The following is a 22,646-nucleotide window of genomic DNA, read 5'->3' as shown; positions in this document are numbered from 1 at the left end:
AAGGAGCGTTCCAGCTTCAAAATGAGTTGTGACTTTTGGGTGGTTGTAAGAAATTTGGTTTTAAATTTAACTTTAAAGGGCAAAATGAAGAGTTAAATTTACTCTTCACTGCCTTCATTGATACCAAAAAATGTATCTGTGTGGATGTTTTCAAATGCTGCTTTAAGCGATGTAAAGAGCTTTGGATTTTCTTTTTCTAAATTTGCTAGAAGCTGCTTAGTCTCATATCTAGCGTGTGGCATCTTCACGTCAAATCTCATCGCAGGACACGCCTCATCGCCAACAACTCTTAGCTCATTTTTGATCGCATTTTCGCGAAGCTGTCTCTCACGCACAAAGATAAATGGCCTGATCACGACGATGCCGTTTTTTGCTTTGTATTTTGGAGCAAGCGTCCTTAGCGCGCCATTGTAGGTGAAATTCATAAAAAAGCTCTCTGCTGCGTCGTCCAAGTGGTGAGCGATCGCGAGCTTGTTAAAGCCGTGCTTTAGCGCATAGGTGTAAAGATACCCTCTTCTCATGCGCGAGAAAAAGCTGCAAAAGCTAGAATTTTTACGTATCTTCTCCTTTGATATCTCAAATATCGAGCTATCGATCACCTCGTGCTCTATACCATGCTCGTTGCAGTGCTTGGTAAGATATGCGTAGTCTTCGCCCATGCCGTAGCTTAGCGTTACCGCCTTAAATTCAAATTTCTCAGGTGTGACGTTTTGGATGTGCTTTAGCACGTGAGCGAGTGCGAGGCTATCCTTGCCGCCGCTAAGGCCAAGCAAGATCTTATCTCCACCTTCTATCATCTTATATCTAGCGTTTGTCTGGCCAACTTGCCTAAGCAGTCTCTTACTAAGCTCTATCATAAGCTCTCCACCATTTCTAGGATAAATTTAGCGCTGACGTTTGCTGAGTCTTGTAAGAATTTATCAAAGTCAAATTCAGCCTCATTACCAGCTCCGTCGCTGATGGCTCTAAGGATGAAAAATGGCACGCCAAGCGTCTCACAAACTAGCGCAACGCTCGCACCTTCCATCTCGGTAGCACTTGCGTTAAATATCTTTTTGATCCACTCTTTTTTCTCGTTGTCGCAGATGAACTGATCACCAGTTGCGATGATACCTGAATTTAAGCTCATGCCCTTTTTGCTAGCGACATTTTTAGCTAGCTCATTTAGGCTCTCATCGCTTTTTACAAAGATACTTGTCCCTGGCACAAAGCCGTATGGATGTCCAAAAGCCGTGATGTCAAGGTCATGCTGCACAAGGCTAGTGGCATATAGCATATCGCCTATCTTTAAGTTCTCATCAAGTGAGCCTGCAACGCCAGTAAAAAGCAGCTTTGAAGCCCTAAATTTCTCTATCATCAAGGTCGCAGTGATCGCCGCATTTACCTTGCCGATCTTCGAGTAGGCGATGACTAGGTCTTTGCCTTTGTAGTTTGCCTCATAAAATTTATTATTTGCATATTCGGTAGTTTTATACTCGCCAACCATCTCAAGGATCGGCGTTATCTCCTCTTGCATCGCTCCAAGTATCGCTATCATCTCTCCTCCAAAATCTTCACAACCTCTTCAAGGCTCGCCATATCAGTGACGCTATATGTCGGTTTTTCCGTGATCTTTTTGTTTATGCCTTTTAGTGTCGCAGCACCTAGCTCGATAAAGCAATCAACCTCGTTTTCGTAGTTTTTGATGCTTTGCTTGTAGCGAACTGGATGCGTTAGCTGCTCTTTTAAAAGAACTAGCGCTTCATTTTTATCAGTATAAATTTTTGCATTTACGTTTGAAACGACTGGGGCAAAATTCGCAGCCAAAACGCCCTCAAGCTCGTTTGCTAGCCTAACGCTAGCTGGCTCAAGTATCGGGCAGTGGCTAGCTACTGACATATTTAAAAGCATCGCTCTTTTTGCACCTGCTTCTTTAAATTTTGCCTCATAGCTTGCCAGATCAGCCCTCACGCCGGCAACTACTATCTGTCCGTCGCAGTTGTAGTTTGCAGCGTAAATTTTTAAGCCCTCATTTTGTGCGTTTTTGCAAATTTCCTCAACGACCTCGTCACTAAGACCTAGCACTACCATCATGCCAGCATCTTTACCAACACAAGCCTCTTGCATAAATTTACCACGTAAATTTACAAGTCTAATCGCTTCAACAAAGCTAAATGCGCCACTAACCGCAAGGGCTGTAAATTCTCCTAGCGAGTGACCTAGGCTAAACTCTGGCTTAGCTTTTATGTGCTCGCTAAAAGCTAGATAGCTCATAAGCGAGTTTAAAACGATGGCAGGCTGAGTAAATTCTGTCTTATCTAGCTTGTCGTTTTGCGTAAATAAAAGCTCTTCAAAATCAATGCCTGTATCGTTGCAAGCGTCATTTAATAGAAGTTTTGCCGAAGAGAAATTTTCATAAAAATCTTTCCCCATGCCAACACTTTGCGAGCCTTGACCCGCAAAAATAAAAGCAAATTTTTTCATTTTGGCTTCTTAGTGGTGGTGATGTCCGTGACCACCGCAACCGCAACCACCTTCGCCATGTCCGTGACCACCGCAGCACTCATGCTCGTGATCATGATCATGTCCTCCACAACCGCAAGTGTGAGCGCCTGCTACCATGCCAGTTGCTTTTTCATCTTCAGTTGCGTCTCTAACTTCTAAAATTTCAACATTAAATAGCAAGTCTTTGCCAGCGTATGGGTGGTTAAAATCAACTGTTACTTCGTCATCTTTGATCTCTTTAACGATGACGCGAACGCTTGAGCCATCTTCATTTTGACCAAAAAGTTCCATGCCTTCATGTAGGTCTATACCAGCAAATTGCTCTTTTGGAAGTGATTGGATGGCATCTTTATTGTATTCGCCACAACCCTCAGCAGCCTTAATGTTTATAGTAGCTTTGTCGCCTGATTTTAGTTTGCTAACTTCTTCTTCAAGCTTTTCTATAATGTGACCATGTCTCGTAATAAAAGAAATTTGACCACCTTCTTGCATATTTGACTCTAAAATTTCGCCAGTATTAGCGTCTTTTAGCTCATAAAACATTGTTATAACTTGATCTTTACTCACAATAATCTCCTTGGAATTTAGTTTTGATTAATGTGAGATTATATCTAAAAAAGAGTAAATTTTAGTTTCTGTTAGGAGCGGCTTTGGCTTCTTTGCTATCTGGATAGCCTACTTTTAAAGCCTTATAAAACCTATTTGCACTTTGAGTATCACCGATCTTATCAAAGCTTATAGCTGTGTGATACAAAAGTTTTGGAGTGTAGTCAGCCTTATCTTCACTTTGTATACTTTTTTTATAGTATTGTATGGCTGTACTGTATGATTTTTGACTATAAGCAACTTCACCTAGATAATAATTTGAAGCACCAGTTTTATAGCCTTTTTTGTTTAAATATTCAAAATACTCAGCTGCTTCTGTGCTATTGCCAGAATTTAAAAGCTTAATGCCATCAGCTAAAATGTCCTTGTCGCTTTTGCCACTAAAATTTGAAGTTGGCTTATTTTGTTGTTTTGGATTTGCATTTTGCTTTGGTTGAGCAGCGTTCTTATCCATTATCGCGCCTAATTTATTTAAGGCAGCAGTAATATTTTTATAGTTTTTATCTTGTATATCTCTAGTCTCATCAACATAAGCTTTTAATGATGTCAAACTTACACCAGAATCGCTTATACCACCATTGACTTTGGTTTCGATATCGTTCATTCTTTGCTCAAGCTTGTTCATCCTAGCACTCATGCTCTCGATCAAGCTTTGCAAACCTTGAAGTTGTTCTGAAACATTATCCATGTTTTCTTCAATATTTTGAACACTTCTTTTATTGCTTAGAGTTGCCTTTTCATCATCTGTTAGTCCATATGGATTTGCGCTATCCATATTACCTGCGTCAAATGCCGAAACTTCTTGAGCTGAACCTATAGAGAAAGCGGCTCCAAGAAGAGCCGCAATGATTATTTTTTTATTCATTATTACTTAATTACTTACAGATTAAGGAAGTACTTTGAAATCTGCACGTCTGTTTTGAGCGTCGCAAGCTTTTGTTTTGTCTGTACAAACTGGGTTGCTTTCGCCAAAGCTTACTACAGCGATTCTATCAGCGCTAACGCCATTTCTTACAAGAGCGTCTTTAGCACTTTTAGCACGTTTTAGACCAAGAGCATAGTTATACTCATCTGTACCCCACTCGTCGCAGTTACCTTCTACTTTTATAGAAAGAGCTTGAGCGTCAGCTTGGTTGAATACTGATGCATTTGAGCTAACAACACCTTGTTGGTCAGCTTTGATATTGAATTTATCAAAGTCAAAGTATACGCTTTTAACTTGGCTCTCGATGTTAGCGATAAGAGCTGCTAATCTATCAGCATCACTCATGCTACCTGAGTTATCTGCAGATTGATTTGAATTTGCATTCATATCAACTTCAGGGTTTTTAGAGCTACAACCGCTCAACAATAAAGTTGCAACTGCAACACTTGCTAGAACTACTTTTTTCATTCCTTATCCTTTTTGAAAAATTTGGTCGAATTATAACATATTTTTTTTAAATATTACCAATCAATAGATTGAATTTTACCTACTTTTAGTGGAAATTGGAAACTTCTGTTTTCATTTAATCTAACAACGCCAAGCGAGCTTTGACCGCCAAGTTCTTTGATAAATACAACACTTTGACCGTCACTTGAAAATCTTGGATAGTTATTTTTACCATTTGCTGTAAGCTGACGGATAAAATCTGTTTGAGTTGAGATTAGATAGATATTAAAGCCACCACTAGCCTCTCTACTTGAATAAACTACATAGTTTTCAAAAGTGCTTACTGAGTTATTATTTTTGCCATGAAATACCATTTGCTCAACACTTCCGCCTGAAGTTGCAGGTGTTGCAAAGATGTTTGGATATCCAAGTCTATCTGAGACAAAAACTATTCTGCTGTCATTATCTACGAAATTTCCATTTACATCAATGCCTGGATAGTTTGTGATCTGAGTTAATTTTTTGCTACCTGTATTATAGATGAAAATATCTGGTTGATCTTTTGGAGCCATAGTTAATAGAATTTTACTTCCATCTTTGCTAACATCAGATGCTATAAGCATACCCATACTATCTATTATCTTTGTTTTAGTGCCTGAATTTAGATCATATCTAAACAAAGTTGGTCTGTTATTTACATAAGATGTGTAGTAAAATTTACTCTGATCAGCGCCTGCCCATTTAGGGAAGATATTTAGGCCGCCACTTACGATTGTCTTTTGATATGTAAGTGTGTAATCAGCCACTATAATAGAGCTTTGGCGAGCTGAAGTGTATTTTGCTAGGATGATAAATTTCTCCATCCAGCCAACTGGTGGTAAATTTAGCTCATTTGTTAGCTCAACTATACTTTTGTGTGCCAAAAACGGATACTTTGCACCATCAGGCATGTTATAAACTCTCTCATACCTTGTAGTTGCAGTCTTTGCGTCGATGAGTTTTACTCTTAAAGTAAGAGGTGAGCCCATAGAACCTTCAAGAGCATATCTAAAGATAAGCTCAACACCTTTGTCGCTCATTGTATTTGTAGCTGCTGTTCCCTCGTAGGTTGAAGGCACGTGATCTTCGATAACCTCAAAGTCTGAGCTAACTTTTAAGTCACCTAGCATGATTTTAAAGAATTTATCTTTAAAATTCATATCACTAACAGCCGTAGTTGCATCTTGCAAAGCTATCTTTGGCAAAGCAACACCTTGGTTTACAACAGATATGGTCGCATCAGCAGCATAAAGCCCTAGAGCAACGCATAAAAAAAGAAAAATTTTCTTCATCTCTACTCCGTAAATTTATAATCTTTGATCTATTTTATCTTTTAAATTTAAATCAAAAGTAGTGCTTTTGTCTGGATTGAAAGGAAATTTCTCCATTGTAAGCTTTTCTAGGCACTCTTTTACCTTTGCATTAAATTCTTCATTGTACGATAGCTCTAAAATTTCATAGCTAAAATTTCCACTTTGATCTATCATAATTTTAATTTTGGCTATATTATCAGAATCAGCTTTATAACTTAGCCATCTTCTTTCTATTTGTTTTGTTATTGCACCTTTAAAAGGATCATATGTACCAGTAGTTTGCGATTTTGGTGCGGTTGGATTTTGATCGATCTTTAGGCTTTTTATAATATCACTAGCCTCTTTTGCAGCTTTTGAGCTAGAAGCCTCGCTTTTTTTGCGGCTTTGTACCTTATTTTCCACCTTTTTTATACCATCATCTTTTTTAAGTTTAGTTGAGTCAATATCACTAAAAAGATCTTTTATATTTGGCTCTTTTGGTTTTGGCTTTTCAACTGGCTTTGGCGTAGGTTTAGGCTCAGGTTTTGGCTCTGGCTTAACATCCTCTTTAGGCTCTTCACTAGGTTTTGGGATTTCAGGCTTTGGTTCTGGTTTTTTAGGCTCAGGCTTTGGCTCTTCTTTTGGAGGAGTTGGCAAGCTTGGGGTTGGTAATGGCTCATCTGGCACAACAGGTTTATTTGTAGTCTCTTGTTTATCTTCTTCTGACTCTTTTTTTGGCTCTGGTTTTGTCTCTTTTACGACCTCTTTTGCTTGTTTTGGCGCTTTTATGGTTTGATCAACTTCTCTATCAACCATAACTACATCCATAATAGCATCTTTGTCATCAGTATATTTTTTAGGAGGTTCGCTAAAAAAAGTAAGCTTTATAAACAAAGCAAGCACAATGATAATGTAAATGCAAAACGCTACAAAAAACGAACTAAGCGTTGGAAATTTAACTTTATTAGGCATCTTAACCGTTTGTCTCTAAAGCTACTTTATTAAAACCAGCACCTTTTAAAGTCTTTAATACAAACATAACATCATCGTATTTTAAATTTTTATCAGCCTTTATATATATAGGCGAGGTTTTGTCATATTTTGCACTCATTAGTGCAATGTTATCTGGGAGTTCAGCAAGGCTCATTGTACTTTGATCTATTCTAACTTGTCCTTGTGCATTTATAGACACTATAAGATCTTTTTGTTTAGACGTAGATGTTTTTGCCTTTGAGCCATCTGGCAATGTTATATCTTCTTGATATGTTATAGTTGGCATTGTAACCATTAAAATAGCCAACAAAACAAGCATGATATCAACAAGAGGCGTTATGTTTAACTCTGGTGTTTCGTCGTCAAATTTAAGAGCCATCTATAACGTCTCGTCATCTTTTTTAAGTGCTATCATAACGTCAGCTTGACGCTCGATAACGCTCATTAGTTCATAAGCTTTTCTTTTTATAAGCAAGTTAAATGTATATGCTGGGATGGCAACAAAAATTCCACAACCTGTCGCAACAAGTGCTTCAGAGATAGCTGGGGCTATAACTCCAAGAGATGAGCCTGCACCATTTCCTAGCTGTGAAAATGTCTCCAAGATAGATACGACTGTTCCAAAAAGACCGATAAATGGAGAAGTAGAAGCTATTACACTAAGCCATGTAAGCCCACTTGTAGCATTTTTTTCGGCAATGCTTATGCAAACATTTAGCTTTTCTTTCGAAATTCTACCACTTGCGCATTTCTTTAAAGATGAGTCGTTTGGTATATTTTTAGCGCCCATAAGTAATGCTTCAAGCGCATTTTGTTCGCGTTTTTGCCAAGCCCCTATACCAGCCATTCTTGAAAAAAGAATTGTAAAACTAACTATAAAATATATTGACAACCAAGTTAAAACTATAATTGTAATAAAACTACTTCTTTGAATGTAATTTAAAAATATATCTATTCCGCCCACTTATCTTGCTCTCACTACATTTTCCATTTTTGATATAGTTGCTGCAAAAGCATTTGTATCACTGCTCATACTCTCTATCAAATTTCTAGCAGCTTCTAATGAATTTGCAAGCTCGCTTTCACTATTGCCAGAGACATAGACCGCACCGTCAGCTAGTATAACTACTTTGCCCTCATCGATCTTTGCATAGCCCCAGTTAATAGCAACTACATCATGCTTTTTATGCTTATCTTCTATATCTATAATACCTGCTTTTAAAAGAGATATTAATGAGGCGTGGTTTGGCAAAACACCAAACTCACCCTCGCTACCTGGAAGCACTACACTACTCACGTCATCATTAAATATCTGACCTTGAGGAGTTACGATCTCTAAATGTAATTTATCCATTACGCTTCCTTTTTAAATTTAAGCCTTAAGTTTTTCAGCTTTAGCTAAAGCCTCATCTATATTTCCGACCATATAAAATGCATTTTCTGGCAAATGATCGTATTTACCTTCTAAAATTCCCTTAAAGCCAGCGATATTTTCGTCAAGACTTACATATTTGCCAGGGCTACCTGTAAATACTTCAGCAACGAAGAATGGCTGAGATAAAAATCTCTCTATCTTTCTTGCTCTATCAACTGTTAGCTTATCTTCTTCGCTAAGCTCGTCCATACCAAGGATAGCGATGATATCTTGAAGGTCTTTATATTTTTGAAGCACAGCTTGAACGCCGCGAGCTACCTTATAGTGATCTGCTCCTAAAATTTGAGGATCTAGCATTCTTGATGTTGAATCAAGTGGATCAACAGCTGGATAGATACCTTTTTCTGCGATCGATCTGTTAAGAACTGTCGTAGCATCAAGGTGAGCAAAAACAGTTGCAGGAGCTGGGTCTGTAAGGTCATCAGCTGGAACATAAACAGCTTGAACAGAGGTGATCGAACCTTTTTTGGTTGATGTAATTCTCTCTTGGAATTTACCCATCTCACTTGCAAGAGTTGGCTGATAACCAACAGCTGACGGAATACGTCCAAGTAGAGCTGACATCTCTGCACCTGATTGAGAGAAACGGAAGATGTTATCGATAAACATCAAAACGTCAAGTCCCATCTCATCACGGAAGTACTCAGCCATTGTAAGACCAGTTAGCGCGATACGGTTTCTTGCTCCTGGTGGCTCGTTCATTTGGCCATAGCACAAGGCAACTTTATCCAAAACATTACTTTCTTTCATTTCGTGATAAAGGTCATTTCCTTCACGAGTTCTCTCACCAACGCCTGCAAATACAGAGTAACCGCTATGTTTAAACGCAACGTTGTGGATAAGCTCCATAATAATAACTGTTTTACCAACACCAGCACCACCAAATAGACCAACTTTACCACCCTTTGCATAAGGAGCTAGAAGATCAACTACCTTGATACCAGTTTCGAAAATTTCACTCTTTGTACTTTGCTCTTCAAATGGAGGAGGATCGCGGTGGATAGACCAGTGCTTATCAAAATTTATACCCTCGCCCTCGTCGATCAAATCGCCAACTACGTTAAAAATTCTACCCAAAACTTTTTCGCCAACTGGCACACTTATAGGTGCACCAAGCGCTTTAGCCTCTAAGCCACGAGTCAGACCCTCACTCATATCCATAGCGATCGTTCTAACTCTATTATCACCTAGGTGAGCAGCAACCTCTAATATTAGTTTATGTTTCTTGCCCTCAACCTCAAAGAAAACTTCGATAGCTTCATTGATCTTCGGCAAGTAGTCATTAAAGTCAACATCGACCACAGGGCCCATAACTTGACTAATAACACCCTTCATTCATACTCCTTTTATTTCATTGATTCAACACCACTGATGATCTCGATAAGCTCAGTGGTAATAGACTCTTGTCTTGCTTTGTTGTAAGCAAGATTTAACTGTTTGACGCGTTGTTTAGCATTATTTGTTGCATTATCCATAGCTTGCATTCTAGCGCTGTGCTCAGCCGCCAAAGAGTCAACTAAAGCATAATACATACTATACTCAAAATATTTATTGAGCAATTCATCCATAATCTTAGTATAGTTGTCCTCTGGCTCAAATTCCATCAAAGAATTTGTCTCAACCGCAACTATCTTAGACGGCTCAATAGGCACAATATCATTTACTCTAATCTCTTGAGAAATCATATTTTTATAGCCATTGTGTATTAGCACGACCTTATCTGTTATGCCGTTTGTAAAATCATCAATAGCGTCTTTTATGATCTTTTGAGCTTTTTCATAAGTAGGAGAAGAGCTAGCTCCGACGTAAGTCTCGAGTAGTTCAACGCCTTGGAAATTGAAAAATTCTATGCCTTTTTTACCAACAGCTCTTAGTCTAACTTTGATCTTTTTGGCTTTTAGCTCATCGATCATGCGCCTAACTGTCTTTATGGTCTGGACATTAAAGCCACCGCAAAGCCCTTTATCAGCGGTAACAAATATAATATCAACCTTTTCTACACTCTTTGTTGTGTTAAAAAATTTACTCTCAGTCATAACTGAAGCGTATTGATTGATCTTATAAGCTATCTCCGATAAAACCTCATTGATCTTAAGTGCGTAAACTCTAGAGTAGCGTGCAGCCTCTTCAGCTTTGCGAAGCTTTGCTGTAGAGACAAGCTTCATAGCACGCGTCGTCTTTTGAGTGTTCTGGACGCTCTTGATCTTTCGTTTTATATCTTTTAAATTTGACATATCTTAGCCCTAGTTAGCGGCAAAAGTCGCTTTAAAATCTTTCAACGCTTTATGTAAAATTTCTTCTACCTCTTTATCAAGAACTTTTTTAGTTCTGATCTGCTCAAAAATTTCAGGGTATTTTGCCTCGATATATGGATATAGCTCTGCTTCAAATTTTGTTACATTTGCAGTTGCAACATCATCTAAATAGCCCTTAGCACCAGCAAATATGATAACTACTTGATTCTCAACTGGAAGCGGAGAATATGGAGGTTGTTTTAGTACTTCAACCATCTTTTGTCCGCGCTCTAGTTGTTTTCTTGAGCTCTCGTCAAGGTCACTTGCAAACTGAGCAAATGCTTGTAGTTCGCGGTACTGTGCAAGGTCTAGTCTTAGCGTACCAGAAACTTGTTTGATAGCTTTGATCTGAGCTGCACCACCGACACGAGAGACAGAAAGACCGACGTTGATCGCTGGGCGGATACCTGAGTTAAATAGGTCACTTTCAAGGAAAATTTGACCATCTGTAATAGAAATAACGTTTGTTGGAATATAAGCTGAAACGTCGCCTGCTTGTGTCTCGATAATAGGCAGAGCTGTCAAAGATCCAGCACCTAGCGCGTCATTTAGCTTACTTGCTCTTTCTAGAAGTCTTGAGTGAAGGTAGAAAACGTCGCCTGGGTAAGCTTCACGACCTGGTGGTCTTCTTAGGATCAAAGACATCTCACGGTAAGCAACCGCGTGTTTTGACAAGTCATCATAGATGATTAGCGCGTGGCGAGAGTTATCTCTAAAGTATTCACCCATTGTTACGCCAGCGTATGGTGCAAGGTATTGAAGCGCAGCTGCGTCACTAGCGCCAGCGTTTACAACTATCGTGTAATCCATAGCGCCATACTCTTCAAGTTTTTTAACGACTTGAGCAACGGTTGATTGTTTTTGACCGATAGCTACATAGATACAAATGACATCTTGACCTTTTTGGTTGATGATAGTATCGATAGCAACTGTTGTTTTACCAGTTTGGCGGTCGCCGATGATTAACTCTCTTTGACCTCTACCGATTGGCACAAGTGCATCGATAGCTTTGATACCTGTTTGAAGTGGCTCATGAACACTTTTTCTTGCCATGATACCTTTTGCTTTTTCTTCGACGAAGCGAGATTCAGTGGCTTCGATTGGTCCTTTTGCGTCGATTGGTTCACCGAGTGAATTCACAACACGGCCGATCAATGCGTCGCCAACTGGAACGCGTAGAAGTTTTTTAAGTCTTTTTACAGAGCTTCCTTCTGTGATACCGCTAGTTTTTCCAAGGATAACTATACCAACACTGCTCTCTTCAAGGTTAAGAGCCATACCTTTTTCGCCGCTTTCAAATTCAACCATCTCGCCAGCCATAACGTTTTTCAAACCATAAACGTTAGCAACGCCATCAGCGACTGAGATGACTTTACCGGTCTCTTCTACATCAACACTTAAATCAAAATTTTCAATACGCTCTTTGATTATCGTGCTAATTTCGTCAGCTTTAATTTTTGCACTCACGCTTTCACTCCTTTTTAAATTGCTTTTAATATATATTCACTCATTTGACTTTTTAGTCTGTCGATAGAGAAATTTACTTCGACACCTAAATCGTCTAACTCAACTTTTACACCGTTGTAATCGCTCTTTGAGCCATCAAGCTTGATCTTAGAGTTAAATTTCTTAGAGAAATTCTCTTCCAAAGCTTTTAGCTGCTCAGCGCTTAGATCAAAATTTCCAACAACCTCGCCGCGATATGTATTTTCAAGCAAAGATTGCTCTATCTTCATCTCATCTAGTATCGCAGGTATAAGCTCTAGTCTTTTGTTTGCACCAAGAAGCTTTATAAAATTTGCAAATTTAGCATCTTGATTTTTAACCAAAGATAGTACAAATTCAACCTTTTGTGAAGCCTTTAATGTCGGCAAACTTATAATACTTTTAAATTTATCGCTAGCAAAAGCAGCAGCTAGCTCTGATAAATTTTCAACAAATGCATTAAGCTCATTGGACTTTACGTCGCTTAAGATCGCCTTTACGTATTTTTTAGCTACTACTTCATTCATTAGCTAACCTTTTTAAGTATGATATTTACAAGCTCTTTTTGATCGACTTTTAGGCTATCACTTGAGAAAATGTCGCTCAAAATTTCATTTACAACGCCTTTTGTCATCTTGCGTTCTTCAAATTCTTTTTGCTCTTTGTAGCCTTTTTCGATATTTGCGATATCGTTTTGAGCCTCTTTTTTAACTTTAGCAGCTAAATTTACAGCCTCTTTTTTCGCAGTTTCGATTAGAGCATTTGCATTTTGCTTAGCCTCTTCTACACGCTTTAAAACGTCATCTTTTTTGGCTTTTGACTCACGAAGCTTCTCTTGGATGCTCTCAAGCTTATTTGCGATCCTATCGATCCTACTTTGATAAAGAGCTTTTAGTGGCTTAGCAGCAAAATAGACCAAGATAGCAAAAAAAAGTAAGAAGTTTAGCGTTCTCTCGACTATGTCGTAGTTTGTTCCACCATGCTCGCTAGCGTATGCTAGAAATGGAAGTGCTAGAAAAAATAAAATTTTTATCTTCATAAATTTCCTTTAAATTTTAGAGAGCTTAGCGTTTAAAGCTGCTCTAAGCTCAGGTAGTTTAGCTGATAGATCTGCCTTTAGGCTATCTTTTTGAGAGCTTAAAGCGTTTAAAAACTCATTATAATCAGCCTCTAAGCTGCTTTTTACCGCATTTATCTCTTTTAAAGACTCTTCTTTTGCCAAATTTAAGGCCTCTTGTCTTATTTTGTTAGCCTCGGATCTTGCATTTTGTATGATCTCTTCGATCTCTTTTTCATGAACGCTTAAGTCGCTTGCATTTTTGCTAGTGCTCTCTTCGTCATTTTTTATAGAGGCATTTCTGTCATCTATAAATTTAAGCATTGGCTTGTATAGCAAAGGATTTAAAATGGCGATCAAGATAAAGAGAACGATAGCCGTTAAAAGCATCAATGGCACATCTATTTCTAACATCCACTCTCCTTATTTTGTTATTAAGTTTTATTTAATATTCAAATCAAAGTCTGATTTTACAATAAAATACTAAAAATAAAAATAAATTTGTAATTCTATTTTAGCTTAGCGATAAATTCTTCTACCTGCGAAATATCGCTAAATTCTAATATTAAATTTTTAGATTTTACTTTTGTTTTTATCTTTAAATTTTTAAAAATTTCTTGTAAATTTGATAACTTTTTGCTCATTTCCTCTGAAATCTGAGGCTTTGGCTCTTTTACTTCTTCTTTATTTTTTATCTTTTTTACTAAGATTTCTGTATCTCTAACACTTAGCTTTTGTCCGATGATCGTATCAACGACCATTCTTTCTTCTTCACTACTAAGTCCTACGATGACTTTAGCGTGACCTTGCGTGAGCTTGTCTTCTTGCAAAAGTCTTTGCGTGTAGTCGCTAAGCAGCAAGAGCCTCATTGTATTTGTTATCTGAGTTCTGCTCTTATGGATGATGTTTGCTAGGCCATCTTGTGTGATCTTATACTCATTTATGAGCTCTTTATATGACTTTGCAAGTTCGATTGGATTTAAATTTTCACGTTGTATGTTTTCGATAAGCGCAAGCTCTCTTAAATTTTGAGACTTGATATCAGCGATGATCGCCTTTATCTTGCTTGCTCCAAGCATTTTTGTAGCACGGTATCTACGCTCACCAGCTATTAGCATATAGCCGTCATCTTTTTTGATGACGATTATTGGTTGTATGAGACCATGCCTTTTGATGCTGGCACTTAGCTCTTTTAAAGCCTCTTCGTCAAAATGCGTCCTTGGCTGGTAAGGGTTTGGTAAAATTTCATCTATATTTATCTCTTCGACTATCTCAGAGTCGTTTAAATTTGCGATCTCTTTGCTGTAGGCCTGCTCTACATCTTCAAGTATCGCGCTAAGTCCGCGCCCTAATCCACCTTTTTTCGCCATTTTTTTCCTTATTTTTTAGTTTAAAATACAATATGCCAAATTTTGATATGCGATTGAGCCTGGTGATTTTATATCATAAAGTATCACCGGCTTGCCAAAACTTGGGCTTTCAGCAAGTTTTACATTTCTTGGGACGACCACAAATTCTTCTTTGCCGTCCTTGCTTTTAAAAAGCTTATTTTCAAAATGCTGCTTTAAATTTGCAATAGTCTCTTTTGAGAGATTATTTTGCGAGCTAAACATAGTCGGTAAAAAGCCCTTTATATTTAGCTTTGGATTTATCGTTTTTTTGATGATCTTGACTGTGTTTAGGATCTGCGCCAAGCCCTCAAGTGCGTAAAATTCGCACTGGATCGGTATGATCACACTATCGCTTGCACTAAGAGCATTTATCGTGATGCTGCCAAGTGCTGGAGGACTATCGATGATGATAAAATCATAGTCGTCTACAACTTCTGAGATTTTGTTTTTAAGGATTAGCTTATAGTCTTTGCTTTGATCGTTAAATTCTTGCTCGATGCCGACAAGTCCGATGTTTGACGGAGCTAGAAAAAGCGTTGGGATCTCAGTTTTTAGCACTATTTGTGAGAGCTTTTTCCTATCTGTTAAGACGTGATAGATGTTAAACTCATAATCGCTTCTGCTAAAACCAAGTCCAGTCGTCGCGTTTGCCTGTGGATCGATGTCTATTAATAATACTTTTTTCTCAGCAACCGCCAGTGATGCGGCTAAATTTACGGCTGTTGTGGTCTTGCCAACGCCGCCTTTTTGGTTAGCTATTGTTATTATCTCGCTCATCTTAACGAATATACCTTTTCCCCGTTTAATAATATCGCTCCATCCTCGCAAATTTCAGCATCCTGAAGCGAAACAGCTCTATTTGCAATATGCGTAATAAAACTTTTTGACTTGCAAAAGTCTATCCTAAATTTGCTAAAAATTGGCTTCCATAAAATCTTTTTATCAAGCATGCTAACAAAGCCCCAAACTAGCTCATCTACGCTAGTTTTGATATCCAAAATGCCCGCATTTTCGGGCGCGCTAGCTAAATTTATCCCCATGCCGCAAATGTAAATTTCATCCACTTTATTTGTCAAAGTACCGCCTATTTTAAGGTCATCTACGTAAAAATCATTTGGCCATTTTAGCCAGCACTTTGAGCCAAGTTCGCTCAAGACCTCACGCATCAACATAGAAAAATATATCGAGATCGATGGCGGAGGTATGTCGCTTGGCAGCTCATCTTCGCCTATGCAAAATGACATAAATAAATTTCCGCCAAGCCCCTCCCAGCTGTTGCCGCGACTGCCGATCCCTTTAGTTTGATTGTGCGCTACGATCATGTGTGGTGGCTTTATCTCGCCGTTTTTTAGGGCGTCTATCAAAAATTCCTGCGTCGAAGGCAGACTTTGGATAAACTCAACCTTCAAATCACACCTTAAATTTATAGAAGTGATTTACTGGATTTTGTCCGCCGCCGATGATGACCGCGTTTTTAATAGCATTAAAGATATAATCATGCGCATTTTTCACGCTCTCTTTTAGACTATGTCCATTTGCTAAATTTGAAGCGATCGCACTTGATAGCGAGCAGCCTGAGCCATGTGTCGCAGTCGTTTTTATGCGCTCATCGCTAAAAATTTCATATTCACTGCCATCATAAAATATATCAAGCGACTTGCCTTCTATCTCGCCACACTTTAGATAGACGCTCTTTGTGCCAAATTTCAAAAGCTCCTTGCAAGCCTCTTTTAGCTCGCTCTCGCCCTTTAGCTCACGCTTTAAAATTTCGCGCGCTTCAAAGATATTTGGTGTGATCACACTTGCAAGCGGGAAAAGCTCCTCCACGATCGCGTCTTTTGCAGCGCCCTCTAGCCAGATGTCGCCATTTTTACAGCTCATGACAGGATCAAGCACGACTGGTGGTAAATTTTTGATCTCTCTTAGCGTTTTTGCGACGCTTTTGATGATCTCAACGCTTGGGACAACGCCTATTTTTACCACATCAACCCTTATATCATCAAATATCGCTCTTATCTGATCCTCGATGAGCCTTGGCTCAACTAACTGCATGCCAAATATGCCCTTTGTATTTTGAGCAGTGACCGCCGTGATCGCTCCCATCGCATATACGCCGTGTGCTATAAATACCTTTATATCAGCTAAAACTCCAGCTCCGCCACTTGGATCAACCCCTGCTATACTTAGCGCATTTTTCATAACCGCTCCTTTAAATTTATTTTAATTCATCGCCAACGCTAAGGCGCTTACCATTTATATATGCTTTTGCGTTTGTTGGCTTTTTGCTTGGCTCTTGAAGCTCGTAAATTTTGACCGCCCCACCCTTGCAAGCAACCACAACGTGGTCCTTTTCTATGCTTAAAATTTCTCCACTTTTACCACTTTTTTCACTTAGCTCAAGCGATAAAATTTTTAGCCCGCTTGCCAGATAAATCCCTGGCCAAGGTGTGAGCGCACGAAATTTATTATAAATTTGCCCTGCCTCTTCATCAAAGCTAAAAAGTCCGTCGCTCTTGCTTATCTTTTTGCAGTGCGAGGCCTGCGCGTCGTCTTGTTTTTGTGGCTTTAAATTTTCAAAATTCTTAAGCACTTTTACGATTAGCTCACCGCCAAGCTCGCCTAGCTCACTAAAAAGCTCGCTTGACATCTTGTTTTCGCAGGACGTGTAGATGAAGTCTAGCATATCGCCAGTGTCAAGGCCAGCGTCCATTAGCATAGCTGTGACGCCAGTTTGCTTCTCGCCTGCTAGGATCGCGCTTTGAATGGGGCTTGCACCTCTATATTTTGGCAAGATCGAGGCGTGTAAATTTATACAAGTCGCCACGTCAAGCACGCTCCCAGGCAAAATTTTGCCAAAAGCTGCCACTACAATAAATTTAGGCTCAAATGCCTTTAGCTCGGCAACCACCGCCTCATCTTTTAGCGTATTTGGTGTAAAGAGTGGCACGCCTACTAGCTCATTTTGCGCGTAAATTTTAACCTCGCTTGGGGTTAAAATTTGCTTTCTGCCAACTGGCTTATCAGGCTGGGTAAAGACCGCTTTTATGTTAAAGCCAGCTTCTTTTAAATGCCTAAGTATCCTAACAGCATAATCAGGCGTCCCCATAAAAACTACATTCATCACTTTCCTTTAAATTTCAACGACTTTTATTTTGATCTGCGTTTTTACTGCTTGGCGGCCAAGAGGCGCATGGATCTTTCTGCCAGCTAATCTTTTGCAATACCAAATTTCTTAGCTCATTAACGCTAACTTTGCCATTTTGATCGGCATCTAAGCTCTTAAATTCCTCACTAGTGCATAGATCTGGCGCTATTTTTAGTTCAGACGGTGCCTTACATGCTCTCCACTCATCTAAATTTAGCGTGCCGTCGCGATCTATGTCATTAAAATCCAAAAACATATATATTGGATCCGCTGGATCACAGCTATATGCACCAAGGCAAAATAACATAATGCAAAAAACTTTCTTCATTTTATACTCTTAAAAATCTCTGTTCAAAGCACTAAAAATTCGCAACTCAAAGCTCCTTTTTAAGCAGCTCAAGCAGTGCAAATTTAAGCTCGTCGATATTCTCGTTTGTTGCTGAAGAAATCGGCAAGACAAAGTATGGTTTTTTCGCGTCAAAGCTGTATAGGTCTTGCTTATAGACAAATTTACCAACTTGATTTGGCTCTAAATTTATGCTTTTCATAAATTCTTTTATATTTTCATCTAAATTTTCCGCCGCATCGACTCTGGTGATAGCGATCGCATAGTCCCTGCTAGCAAGCACACTTGAAAATTTAGCCACCTCCTCTTTTAGCACGCTAAACTGCTCGCTCATGCTTCTGTAGTTCGCACTATCTATCATAAAAAGCAAAATTTTATTTCTCTCGATGTGCTTTAAAAACTGCACGCCAAGGCCGCGTCCATCGCTAGCTCCTTCGATGATGCCAGGGATGTCAGCCATGACAAAGCCGCTAAACTCATCGACCTCGACAAGTCCGAGCTTTGGCGTAAGCGTGGTAAATTCGTAGTTTGCTATCTGTGGTTTGGCGTTTGAGACGGCTGAGATGAGGGTTGATTTGCCAACATTTGGAAAGCCAACAAGGCCCACGTCAGCTATCAGCTTTAGCTCGAGCCTGACTTCTACACTCTCTTCTGGCATGCCCTTTTGAGCGTACTCTGGAGCTTGGTTGATAGAGTTTTTAAAGTGAAAATTTCCAAGTCCGCCCTTGCCACCTTTTAAAAATAGCGTCCTTTGCCCCTCACTCACCATGTCGCAAAGTAGCTCATTTGTCTGTGCGTCATAGACCGCCGTTCCTGGTGGCACGATGAGCTCTAAGCTCTCGCCCTTTTTGCCAGTCATTCTTTTGCCCATGCCAGCCTCGCCGTCGCTTGCTCTCATCGCCTTTTTGCCCTTGTAGTTTGCCAGTGTGTGGGTGTTGTTGTCGCAGACAAAATATACATCTCCGCCGTCACCGCCGTCACCGCCGTCTGGGCCGCCTAAAATTACATGCTTTTCGCGGCGAAAGCTTACTGCACCAGCTCCGCCATGCCCTGAGCTTAGGGTTAATTTCACGCTATCTATAAACATTTTTTACCTTAAATTTATCTATTATTTAGTTTGAATTTTAGGCGAGATTATATCTTTTAAATGATTAAAATTTGTTTTTTATTAAGATTTACAAAATAAAAGCTAAAATAACGTTTTACTACAACCAATACAAGGAATAAATTTTTGAAAATATTGCTTTATAACGTGACAACTGCACTAAAAATTGGCGGTGTTGAGACATTTTACTACTCAGTAGCAAAGGAGCTTATCAAAGAACACGAGGTGACCATTTGTACTGGCAGAGGTAAATTTATACCAGCATTTTTAAAAGACAGTAGCATTGATCTAAAGATGTTTGGTTTTTGCCCTAGAGAAAAGGTCGTAAAAATAGGCAATAGATTTAGAAAATTTATCGAAAGAGTTAGTTTTTATTTTAATGCCAGAAAATTTTTAGAGTCTGAGAAATTTGATATTTTAGTTGTGCATAAGCCATTTGATTTTTTTGTTGCATGGGCTTTAAAGAGGCGTGATAAGGATTTAAAAGCAGTCTTTGTAAGCGGTGGCGAAGATTTTTACTTTTTTGATAAATTTTTTATAAAATTTATAGATAAGATAATTAGCGTTAGCGACGCAAATGCGGAGATTTTAAGAGAAAGATATGGCAGAGAAGTTAAAGTCGTTTATAATGGCGTAGATAAAGAGAAGTTTTATCTAGATGCATCACTAAAAGAGAAGACAAGAGAGAAATTTGGTGTAAAAAGTGATGAAATTTTGATAGGAAGCGTAGGTAGAGTAGTTGGCTGGAAAGGCTTTGGCATGATGGTAAAAAATATAGACAAGATCAAAAACGCCAAATTTATGCTAGTTGGTGATGGAGAAAATTTACAAAGCCTAAAAGAGCTAGCAGCTAAGCTTAACTTGGAGCAAAAGGTCATTTTTGTTGGTGCTATCGGACATGATGAGCTAAATGAGTACTATAACGCTTGCGATGTCTACTTGCAACCAAGCATTGGCCATGAAGCTTTTGGTATAACCGTCATTGAGGCATTAGCAGCTAATAAGCCTTGCGTAGTTAGCTTAAACGGTGGCATGAAAGAGATCATAAAAGACGGAGTAAATGGGTATAAATTTAAAATTTCTGATGAAAGTGACATGATAGAAAAGATAAATTTAACGCTAGAAAATATAGAAAATTTAAGACCAAGAGAGAGTATAAAAGGCATGTATGAGTGGTCAAAATTTGCACAGGAGCTAGTTGAGGTATGAAAGGATTTTTCCAAGAAAAGCTAAAAACTACCAGATATTTAAATATAGCAATTTTAATATTTTTATCTTTATTTTTAATAGGTCAGTATAACGAACACATAACTGCTATTAAAAATTTAGCCATATATTTAGCTCTATTATTAACATTGATTCTTTTTGCAGTCGATACTAAAAATGTTGTACAAAATATAAAGAACAATGCAAAGAACAATAAAGCTATTTTATTGCTATTTTTGCTTTTAAATTTATATGTTTTTGGCATATCATTTTTTCCTTATGATGCTACGCAAAATGCAGCACTTTCAGCGCTTAATGAATTTAAAAGAGCGTTTATATTTATTTTTATTGTTCTTCTTTGGCATGATGGTAGCTATAAAAACTCAAAATGGTTATTTTTTGCTATGGTTGCAGCACTTAGTATAGATAATATACATTTTTTTATAAAAGGGATAGAAGATGGCACTCTTTTAAATTTAAAAAAAGAAAAAGACCAATGGACGCAACCTATAGATAGATTTTATGCAGGCTTTTTTGATAGTTTATTTATTTTTTCTTTGGTCTCAATATTTTTTATCAAAAATAATTTTTACAAATTTTTTATCATAGTTTTTAACATTATTGTTAGTTTAATTTTTATTTTGCTTACAGGTGCTAGGGGCTCATGGCTTGCACTTGCCCTAAGTTTGATGGTTATGTTGGCTCTAACTTTTAAAAATGAAAAAATTAAACTTATAAATAAAAAATCCATGATATTTTGCCTATTTTTACTTGCCGTCTCTGCTTGCGTCTATCACAACTCTACGCTTTTGCAGTTAAAAGTTGCTCAAGGATTTTATACTTCTGGTAGAGGAGATATTTTAACAAAGAGGTTGCCGCTTCTTTTTAACTCTGATAGAGCTTATATAGGTATAGGCTTTGGTGGTAAACAATATACTAAATTTTTAAATGACAAAAATGTTAATAATGATGACCTTGGCCCAACTGGTGTAGGCGCTGATGGAACTAAGTATCCGCATCATGACGAGCCAGTATTTATTGGCCAGTATTATCATTACGGTGTAGTAGGTACTGCTTTTTTTGTTGCGCTTGTTTTTTATATGCTTTTTGTTTCTTTTAAAAGGTATTTGTCAAACAACAAATTTTATATAGCAATATTTGGAAGCATACTTTGCACTTATATATTTAGGGGATTATTTGAAACTATGTATTTTACTCATCTTTATGTAATGCTTGGTCTTTTTATAGTGTTTTTGTGCAAAAACAAGGAGTGATTTATGAAACTGTTTTACATATATCCAGAACAAATTCCGCAAGGTAATGCAAGAGAGATAGCAATACTAAATACATTTTTTGAGCTTAGTAATATGTGCGATGCTAAGCTGGTTTTACCGCAGTCTCCTTTAAATTTAAATGAGGTAAATGAGAAATTCGCTTTAAAGCTAAAAGCTAATGATATATTGTTTGTAAGAAAAAAGATTCTATTTTTAAAAAGTAATAAAATTTTTAATTTTTTTCTAAAAAAGATAATAAATAACTACTCAAATAAAGACGCAATATTTTATACGAGACATTTAAAGATAGCTAAATTTTTACTAGAAAATAAAATGCCCGATCAAAAGGTTGTATTTGAAGCGCATGAGTGTTTTACTTTGGGTAACAAAGCACTTTATGATATAGAAAAAGAGATACTACAAAATGCCGATTTTGTATTTTCGCACAATAGCAGTACGCTAAATGAGCTTAGAAAATTTTTCGGCTTACAAATAGTAAATTCGGCAGTTGTTTATAACGGTTGCAAGCAAGATTCTGATTTTAAGAAGAAAGATTTTGATTTTTCAAGTATAAACTATTATGGCTCATTCTTGTTATGGAAAGGCCTTGATTTGATGCTAGATTTTGCCTTAAAAACTAGTATAAAACTAGAACTTTATGGCAAAAATAGTGGAAATAGTTTTATGACTTTAAAAAACACTCTTAAAGAAAGAGAGATTGAAAATTTGGTATGTTTTAAAGGACTGCTGCCTCAAAATGAAGTTGTAAAAAGTCTTATTGATAACAATACTATTTTGATAATACCTAGTGTAAAAAGTGATTATTCGCTTTATAGCACTCCATTAAAGCTTTTTGAATATATGGCAAATTCAAATGTCGTCTTAGCTCCAAATTTCCCACCAGTTGCTGAAGTAGTAAAAGATGGCGAAAACGGTTTTTTATATGAAGCGGGTGATGAAAAAAGTTTAGAAGAAAAATTTAACTATATAAAGACTTTAGGTAATGAAGAGCTAAATAAAATTTCAAAAAATGCCTATGAAAGTATGAGTAAAAATACTTGGAAAAATAGAGCTATAAAAATAATCAAAGAATTAGAAAAGATAAATTAAATTTTTGAGTGA

27 protein-coding genes are annotated in these 22,646 nt (G+C 37.8%); 3 read left to right on the top strand and 24 right to left on the bottom strand.

Annotation, left to right across the window (positions count from 1 at the left end):
- Positions 1 to 98: 98 nt before the first annotated feature.
- The 24 genes from CVS89_RS02400 to obgE all read right to left on the bottom strand — a co-directional run bounded on the left by CVS89_RS02400 (position 99) and on the right by obgE (position 19,026).
- Entirely contained in the window at positions 99 to 857 is a 759-nt protein-coding gene (locus CVS89_RS02400) for a tRNA 2-thiocytidine biosynthesis TtcA family protein (RefSeq protein ID WP_002939418.1), read from the bottom strand.
- Positions 854 to 1,537, bottom strand: a complete 684-nt coding sequence (locus tag CVS89_RS02395; RefSeq protein WP_107848503.1) for a 5'-methylthioadenosine/adenosylhomocysteine nucleosidase — start codon at positions 1,535 to 1,537, stop codon at positions 854 to 856. Before CVS89_RS02395 ends, CVS89_RS02400 begins: the two co-directional genes overlap by 4 nt.
- Positions 1,534 to 2,463 (bottom strand): ACP S-malonyltransferase, encoded by a 930-nt coding sequence (gene fabD / locus CVS89_RS02390; RefSeq protein WP_107848504.1) that lies wholly within the window; start codon positions 2,461 to 2,463, stop codon positions 1,534 to 1,536. Before fabD ends, CVS89_RS02395 begins: the two co-directional genes overlap by 4 nt.
- A 9-nt stretch (positions 2,464 to 2,472) precedes the next feature.
- Positions 2,473 to 3,057, bottom strand: a complete 585-nt coding sequence (locus tag CVS89_RS02385) for an FKBP-type peptidyl-prolyl cis-trans isomerase (protein ID WP_232524017.1) — start codon at positions 3,055 to 3,057, stop codon at positions 2,473 to 2,475.
- A gap of 55 nt (positions 3,058 to 3,112) precedes the next feature.
- On the bottom strand, positions 3,113 to 3,955 hold the full coding sequence (locus tag CVS89_RS02380) for a tetratricopeptide repeat protein (protein WP_002939416.1): 843 nt from the start codon (positions 3,953 to 3,955) through the stop codon (positions 3,113 to 3,115).
- Between the two features lie 21 nt (positions 3,956 to 3,976).
- Positions 3,977 to 4,483, bottom strand: coding sequence for an OmpA family protein (locus tag CVS89_RS02375; RefSeq protein ID WP_002939415.1), 507 nt, complete (start codon positions 4,481 to 4,483; stop codon positions 3,977 to 3,979).
- Between the two features lie 53 nt (positions 4,484 to 4,536).
- A complete protein-coding gene (gene tolB, locus CVS89_RS02370) occupies positions 4,537 to 5,793 on the bottom strand; it encodes a Tol-Pal system protein TolB (RefSeq protein ID WP_103605468.1) in 1,257 nt (418 codons plus the stop codon).
- A 15-nt stretch (positions 5,794 to 5,808) separates the two neighbouring features.
- A complete protein-coding gene (locus tag CVS89_RS02365) occupies positions 5,809 to 6,765 on the bottom strand; it encodes a TonB C-terminal domain-containing protein (protein ID WP_103605467.1) in 957 nt (318 codons plus the stop codon).
- Position 6,766: 1 nt separating this feature from the next.
- Positions 6,767 to 7,165, bottom strand: coding sequence for a biopolymer transporter ExbD (locus CVS89_RS02360; RefSeq protein WP_002939405.1), 399 nt, complete (start codon positions 7,163 to 7,165; stop codon positions 6,767 to 6,769).
- Positions 7,166 to 7,750, bottom strand: a complete 585-nt coding sequence (locus CVS89_RS02355) for a MotA/TolQ/ExbB proton channel family protein (protein ID WP_009294341.1) — start codon at positions 7,748 to 7,750, stop codon at positions 7,166 to 7,168. It abuts the gene before it with no gap.
- Complete coding sequence (gene atpC / locus CVS89_RS02350; protein ID WP_002939398.1) at positions 7,751 to 8,140, bottom strand: ATP synthase F1 subunit epsilon; 390 nt, start codon at positions 8,138 to 8,140, stop codon at positions 7,751 to 7,753.
- A gap of 18 nt (positions 8,141 to 8,158) precedes the next feature.
- Positions 8,159 to 9,556 (bottom strand): F0F1 ATP synthase subunit beta, encoded by a 1,398-nt coding sequence (gene atpD, locus CVS89_RS02345; protein WP_087578452.1) that lies wholly within the window; start codon positions 9,554 to 9,556, stop codon positions 8,159 to 8,161.
- An 11-nt stretch (positions 9,557 to 9,567) separates the two neighbouring features.
- Positions 9,568 to 10,455: an ATP synthase F1 subunit gamma gene (atpG, locus tag CVS89_RS02340; RefSeq protein WP_002939426.1), complete on the bottom strand. Its 888-nt coding sequence runs from the start codon at positions 10,453 to 10,455 to the stop codon at positions 9,568 to 9,570.
- Positions 10,456 to 10,464: 9 nt separating this feature from the next.
- On the bottom strand, positions 10,465 to 11,982 hold the full coding sequence (gene atpA / locus CVS89_RS02335) for a F0F1 ATP synthase subunit alpha (protein WP_009294343.1): 1,518 nt from the start codon (positions 11,980 to 11,982) through the stop codon (positions 10,465 to 10,467).
- 14 nt (positions 11,983 to 11,996) lie between these two features.
- Complete coding sequence (locus CVS89_RS02330) at positions 11,997 to 12,527, bottom strand: F0F1 ATP synthase subunit delta (protein WP_002939419.1); 531 nt, start codon at positions 12,525 to 12,527, stop codon at positions 11,997 to 11,999.
- Positions 12,527 to 13,039 (bottom strand): F0F1 ATP synthase subunit B, encoded by a 513-nt coding sequence (locus tag CVS89_RS02325; RefSeq protein WP_012001332.1) that lies wholly within the window; start codon positions 13,037 to 13,039, stop codon positions 12,527 to 12,529. The genes CVS89_RS02330 and CVS89_RS02325 overlap by 1 nt, the downstream gene beginning before the upstream one ends.
- 9 nt (positions 13,040 to 13,048) lie before the next feature.
- Positions 13,049 to 13,471: a FoF1 ATP synthase subunit B' gene (locus CVS89_RS02320; protein ID WP_107848506.1), complete on the bottom strand. Its 423-nt coding sequence runs from the start codon at positions 13,469 to 13,471 to the stop codon at positions 13,049 to 13,051.
- A 95-nt stretch (positions 13,472 to 13,566) separates the two neighbouring features.
- Entirely contained in the window at positions 13,567 to 14,427 is an 861-nt protein-coding gene (locus tag CVS89_RS02315) for a ParB/RepB/Spo0J family partition protein (protein ID WP_009294347.1), read from the bottom strand.
- Between the two features lie 15 nt (positions 14,428 to 14,442).
- Positions 14,443 to 15,225 (bottom strand): ParA family protein, encoded by a 783-nt coding sequence (locus CVS89_RS02310; RefSeq protein ID WP_002939402.1) that lies wholly within the window; start codon positions 15,223 to 15,225, stop codon positions 14,443 to 14,445.
- Positions 15,222 to 15,857 carry a biotin--[acetyl-CoA-carboxylase] ligase gene (locus tag CVS89_RS02305; RefSeq protein WP_107848507.1) on the bottom strand — a complete coding sequence of 212 codons (636 nt, stop codon included), beginning with the start codon at positions 15,855 to 15,857 and terminating at the stop codon, positions 15,222 to 15,224. The genes CVS89_RS02310 and CVS89_RS02305 overlap by 4 nt, the downstream gene beginning before the upstream one ends.
- Position 15,858: 1 nt before the next feature.
- Positions 15,859 to 16,647, bottom strand: coding sequence for a bifunctional hydroxymethylpyrimidine kinase/phosphomethylpyrimidine kinase (gene thiD / locus CVS89_RS02300; protein ID WP_107848508.1), 789 nt, complete (start codon positions 16,645 to 16,647; stop codon positions 15,859 to 15,861).
- Between the two features lie 16 nt (positions 16,648 to 16,663).
- Positions 16,664 to 17,569, bottom strand: coding sequence for a methionyl-tRNA formyltransferase (fmt, locus tag CVS89_RS02295; protein WP_107848509.1), 906 nt, complete (start codon positions 17,567 to 17,569; stop codon positions 16,664 to 16,666).
- Positions 17,570 to 17,585: 16 nt separating this feature from the next.
- Positions 17,586 to 17,921 (bottom strand): GDP-mannose dehydrogenase, encoded by a 336-nt coding sequence (locus CVS89_RS02290; protein ID WP_107848510.1) that lies wholly within the window; start codon positions 17,919 to 17,921, stop codon positions 17,586 to 17,588.
- A 46-nt stretch (positions 17,922 to 17,967) separates the two neighbouring features.
- Positions 17,968 to 19,026: a GTPase ObgE gene (gene obgE, locus CVS89_RS02285; protein WP_107848511.1), complete on the bottom strand. Its 1,059-nt coding sequence runs from the start codon at positions 19,024 to 19,026 to the stop codon at positions 17,968 to 17,970.
- A gap of 144 nt (positions 19,027 to 19,170) precedes the next feature.
- Between obgE and CVS89_RS02280 the strand changes: the two genes are divergently transcribed.
- From CVS89_RS02280 to CVS89_RS02270, 3 genes are all read left to right on the top strand, one after another.
- Positions 19,171 to 20,253, top strand: a complete 1,083-nt coding sequence (locus CVS89_RS02280) for a glycosyltransferase family 4 protein (protein WP_107848512.1) — start codon at positions 19,171 to 19,173, stop codon at positions 20,251 to 20,253.
- Positions 20,250 to 21,524, top strand: coding sequence for an O-antigen ligase family protein (locus CVS89_RS02275; protein ID WP_107848513.1), 1,275 nt, complete (start codon positions 20,250 to 20,252; stop codon positions 21,522 to 21,524). Before CVS89_RS02280 ends, CVS89_RS02275 begins: the two co-directional genes overlap by 4 nt.
- Before the next feature lie 93 nt (positions 21,525 to 21,617).
- Positions 21,618 to 22,634 carry a glycosyltransferase gene (locus tag CVS89_RS02270; RefSeq protein WP_196376817.1) on the top strand — a complete coding sequence of 339 codons (1,017 nt, stop codon included), beginning with the start codon at positions 21,618 to 21,620 and terminating at the stop codon, positions 22,632 to 22,634.
- The last annotated feature ends 12 nt before the right edge of the window (positions 22,635 to 22,646 follow it).

It is taken from the genome of Campylobacter concisus (assembly GCF_003048615.2).
In the GTDB taxonomy this organism is placed as follows: Bacteria; Campylobacterota; Campylobacteria; order Campylobacterales; family Campylobacteraceae; genus Campylobacter_A; species Campylobacter_A concisus_C.
The sequence above is the reverse complement of the archived record's forward strand: the minus strand, read 5'-3'. Positions and strand labels throughout refer to the sequence as shown.

Bases quoted from the DNA above. Each gene is read 5' to 3' on its own strand.
- atpG (WP_002939426.1), bottom strand. From the start codon at position 10,455: ATGTCAAATTTAAAAGATATAAAACGAAAGATCAAGAGCGTCCAGAAC.
- CVS89_RS02360 (WP_002939405.1), bottom strand. From the start codon at position 7,165: ATGGCTCTTAAATTTGACGACGAAACACCAGAGTTAAACATAACGCCT.
- CVS89_RS02330 (WP_002939419.1), bottom strand. From the start codon at position 12,527: ATGAATGAAGTAGTAGCTAAAAAATACGTAAAGGCGATCTTAAGCGAC.
- atpD (WP_087578452.1), bottom strand. From the start codon at position 9,556: ATGAAGGGTGTTATTAGTCAAGTTATGGGCCCTGTGGTCGATGTTGAC.
- CVS89_RS02395 (WP_107848503.1), bottom strand. From the start codon at position 1,537: ATGATAGCGATACTTGGAGCGATGCAAGAGGAGATAACGCCGATCCTT.
- obgE (WP_107848511.1), bottom strand. From the start codon at position 19,026: ATGTTTATAGATAGCGTGAAATTAACCCTAAGCTCAGGGCATGGCGGA.
- atpC (WP_002939398.1), bottom strand. From the start codon at position 8,140: ATGGATAAATTACATTTAGAGATCGTAACTCCTCAAGGTCAGATATTT.
- CVS89_RS02380 (WP_002939416.1), bottom strand. From the start codon at position 3,955: ATGAATAAAAAAATAATCATTGCGGCTCTTCTTGGAGCCGCTTTCTCT.
- thiD (WP_107848508.1), bottom strand. From the start codon at position 16,647: ATGAAAAATGCGCTAAGTATAGCAGGGGTTGATCCAAGTGGCGGAGCT.
- CVS89_RS02290 (WP_107848510.1), bottom strand. From the start codon at position 17,921: ATGAAGAAAGTTTTTTGCATTATGTTATTTTGCCTTGGTGCATATAGC.
- CVS89_RS02365 (WP_103605467.1), bottom strand. From the start codon at position 6,765: ATGCCTAATAAAGTTAAATTTCCAACGCTTAGTTCGTTTTTTGTAGCG.
- CVS89_RS02325 (WP_012001332.1), bottom strand. From the start codon at position 13,039: ATGAAGATAAAAATTTTATTTTTTCTAGCACTTCCATTTCTAGCATAC.
- CVS89_RS02400 (WP_002939418.1), bottom strand. From the start codon at position 857: ATGATAGAGCTTAGTAAGAGACTGCTTAGGCAAGTTGGCCAGACAAAC.
- tolB (WP_103605468.1), bottom strand. From the start codon at position 5,793: ATGAAGAAAATTTTTCTTTTTTTATGCGTTGCTCTAGGGCTTTATGCT.
- CVS89_RS02270 (WP_196376817.1), top strand. From the start codon at position 21,618: ATGTGCGATGCTAAGCTGGTTTTACCGCAGTCTCCTTTAAATTTAAAT.
- CVS89_RS02315 (WP_009294347.1), bottom strand. From the start codon at position 14,427: ATGGCGAAAAAAGGTGGATTAGGGCGCGGACTTAGCGCGATACTTGAA.
- fmt (WP_107848509.1), bottom strand. From the start codon at position 17,569: ATGAATGTAGTTTTTATGGGGACGCCTGATTATGCTGTTAGGATACTT.
- CVS89_RS02310 (WP_002939402.1), bottom strand. From the start codon at position 15,225: ATGAGCGAGATAATAACAATAGCTAACCAAAAAGGCGGCGTTGGCAAG.
- CVS89_RS02320 (WP_107848506.1), bottom strand. From the start codon at position 13,471: ATGTTAGAAATAGATGTGCCATTGATGCTTTTAACGGCTATCGTTCTC.
- fabD (WP_107848504.1), bottom strand. From the start codon at position 2,463: ATGAAAAAATTTGCTTTTATTTTTGCGGGTCAAGGCTCGCAAAGTGTT.
- CVS89_RS02375 (WP_002939415.1), bottom strand. From the start codon at position 4,483: ATGAAAAAAGTAGTTCTAGCAAGTGTTGCAGTTGCAACTTTATTGTTG.
- CVS89_RS02275 (WP_107848513.1), top strand. From the start codon at position 20,250: ATGAAAGGATTTTTCCAAGAAAAGCTAAAAACTACCAGATATTTAAAT.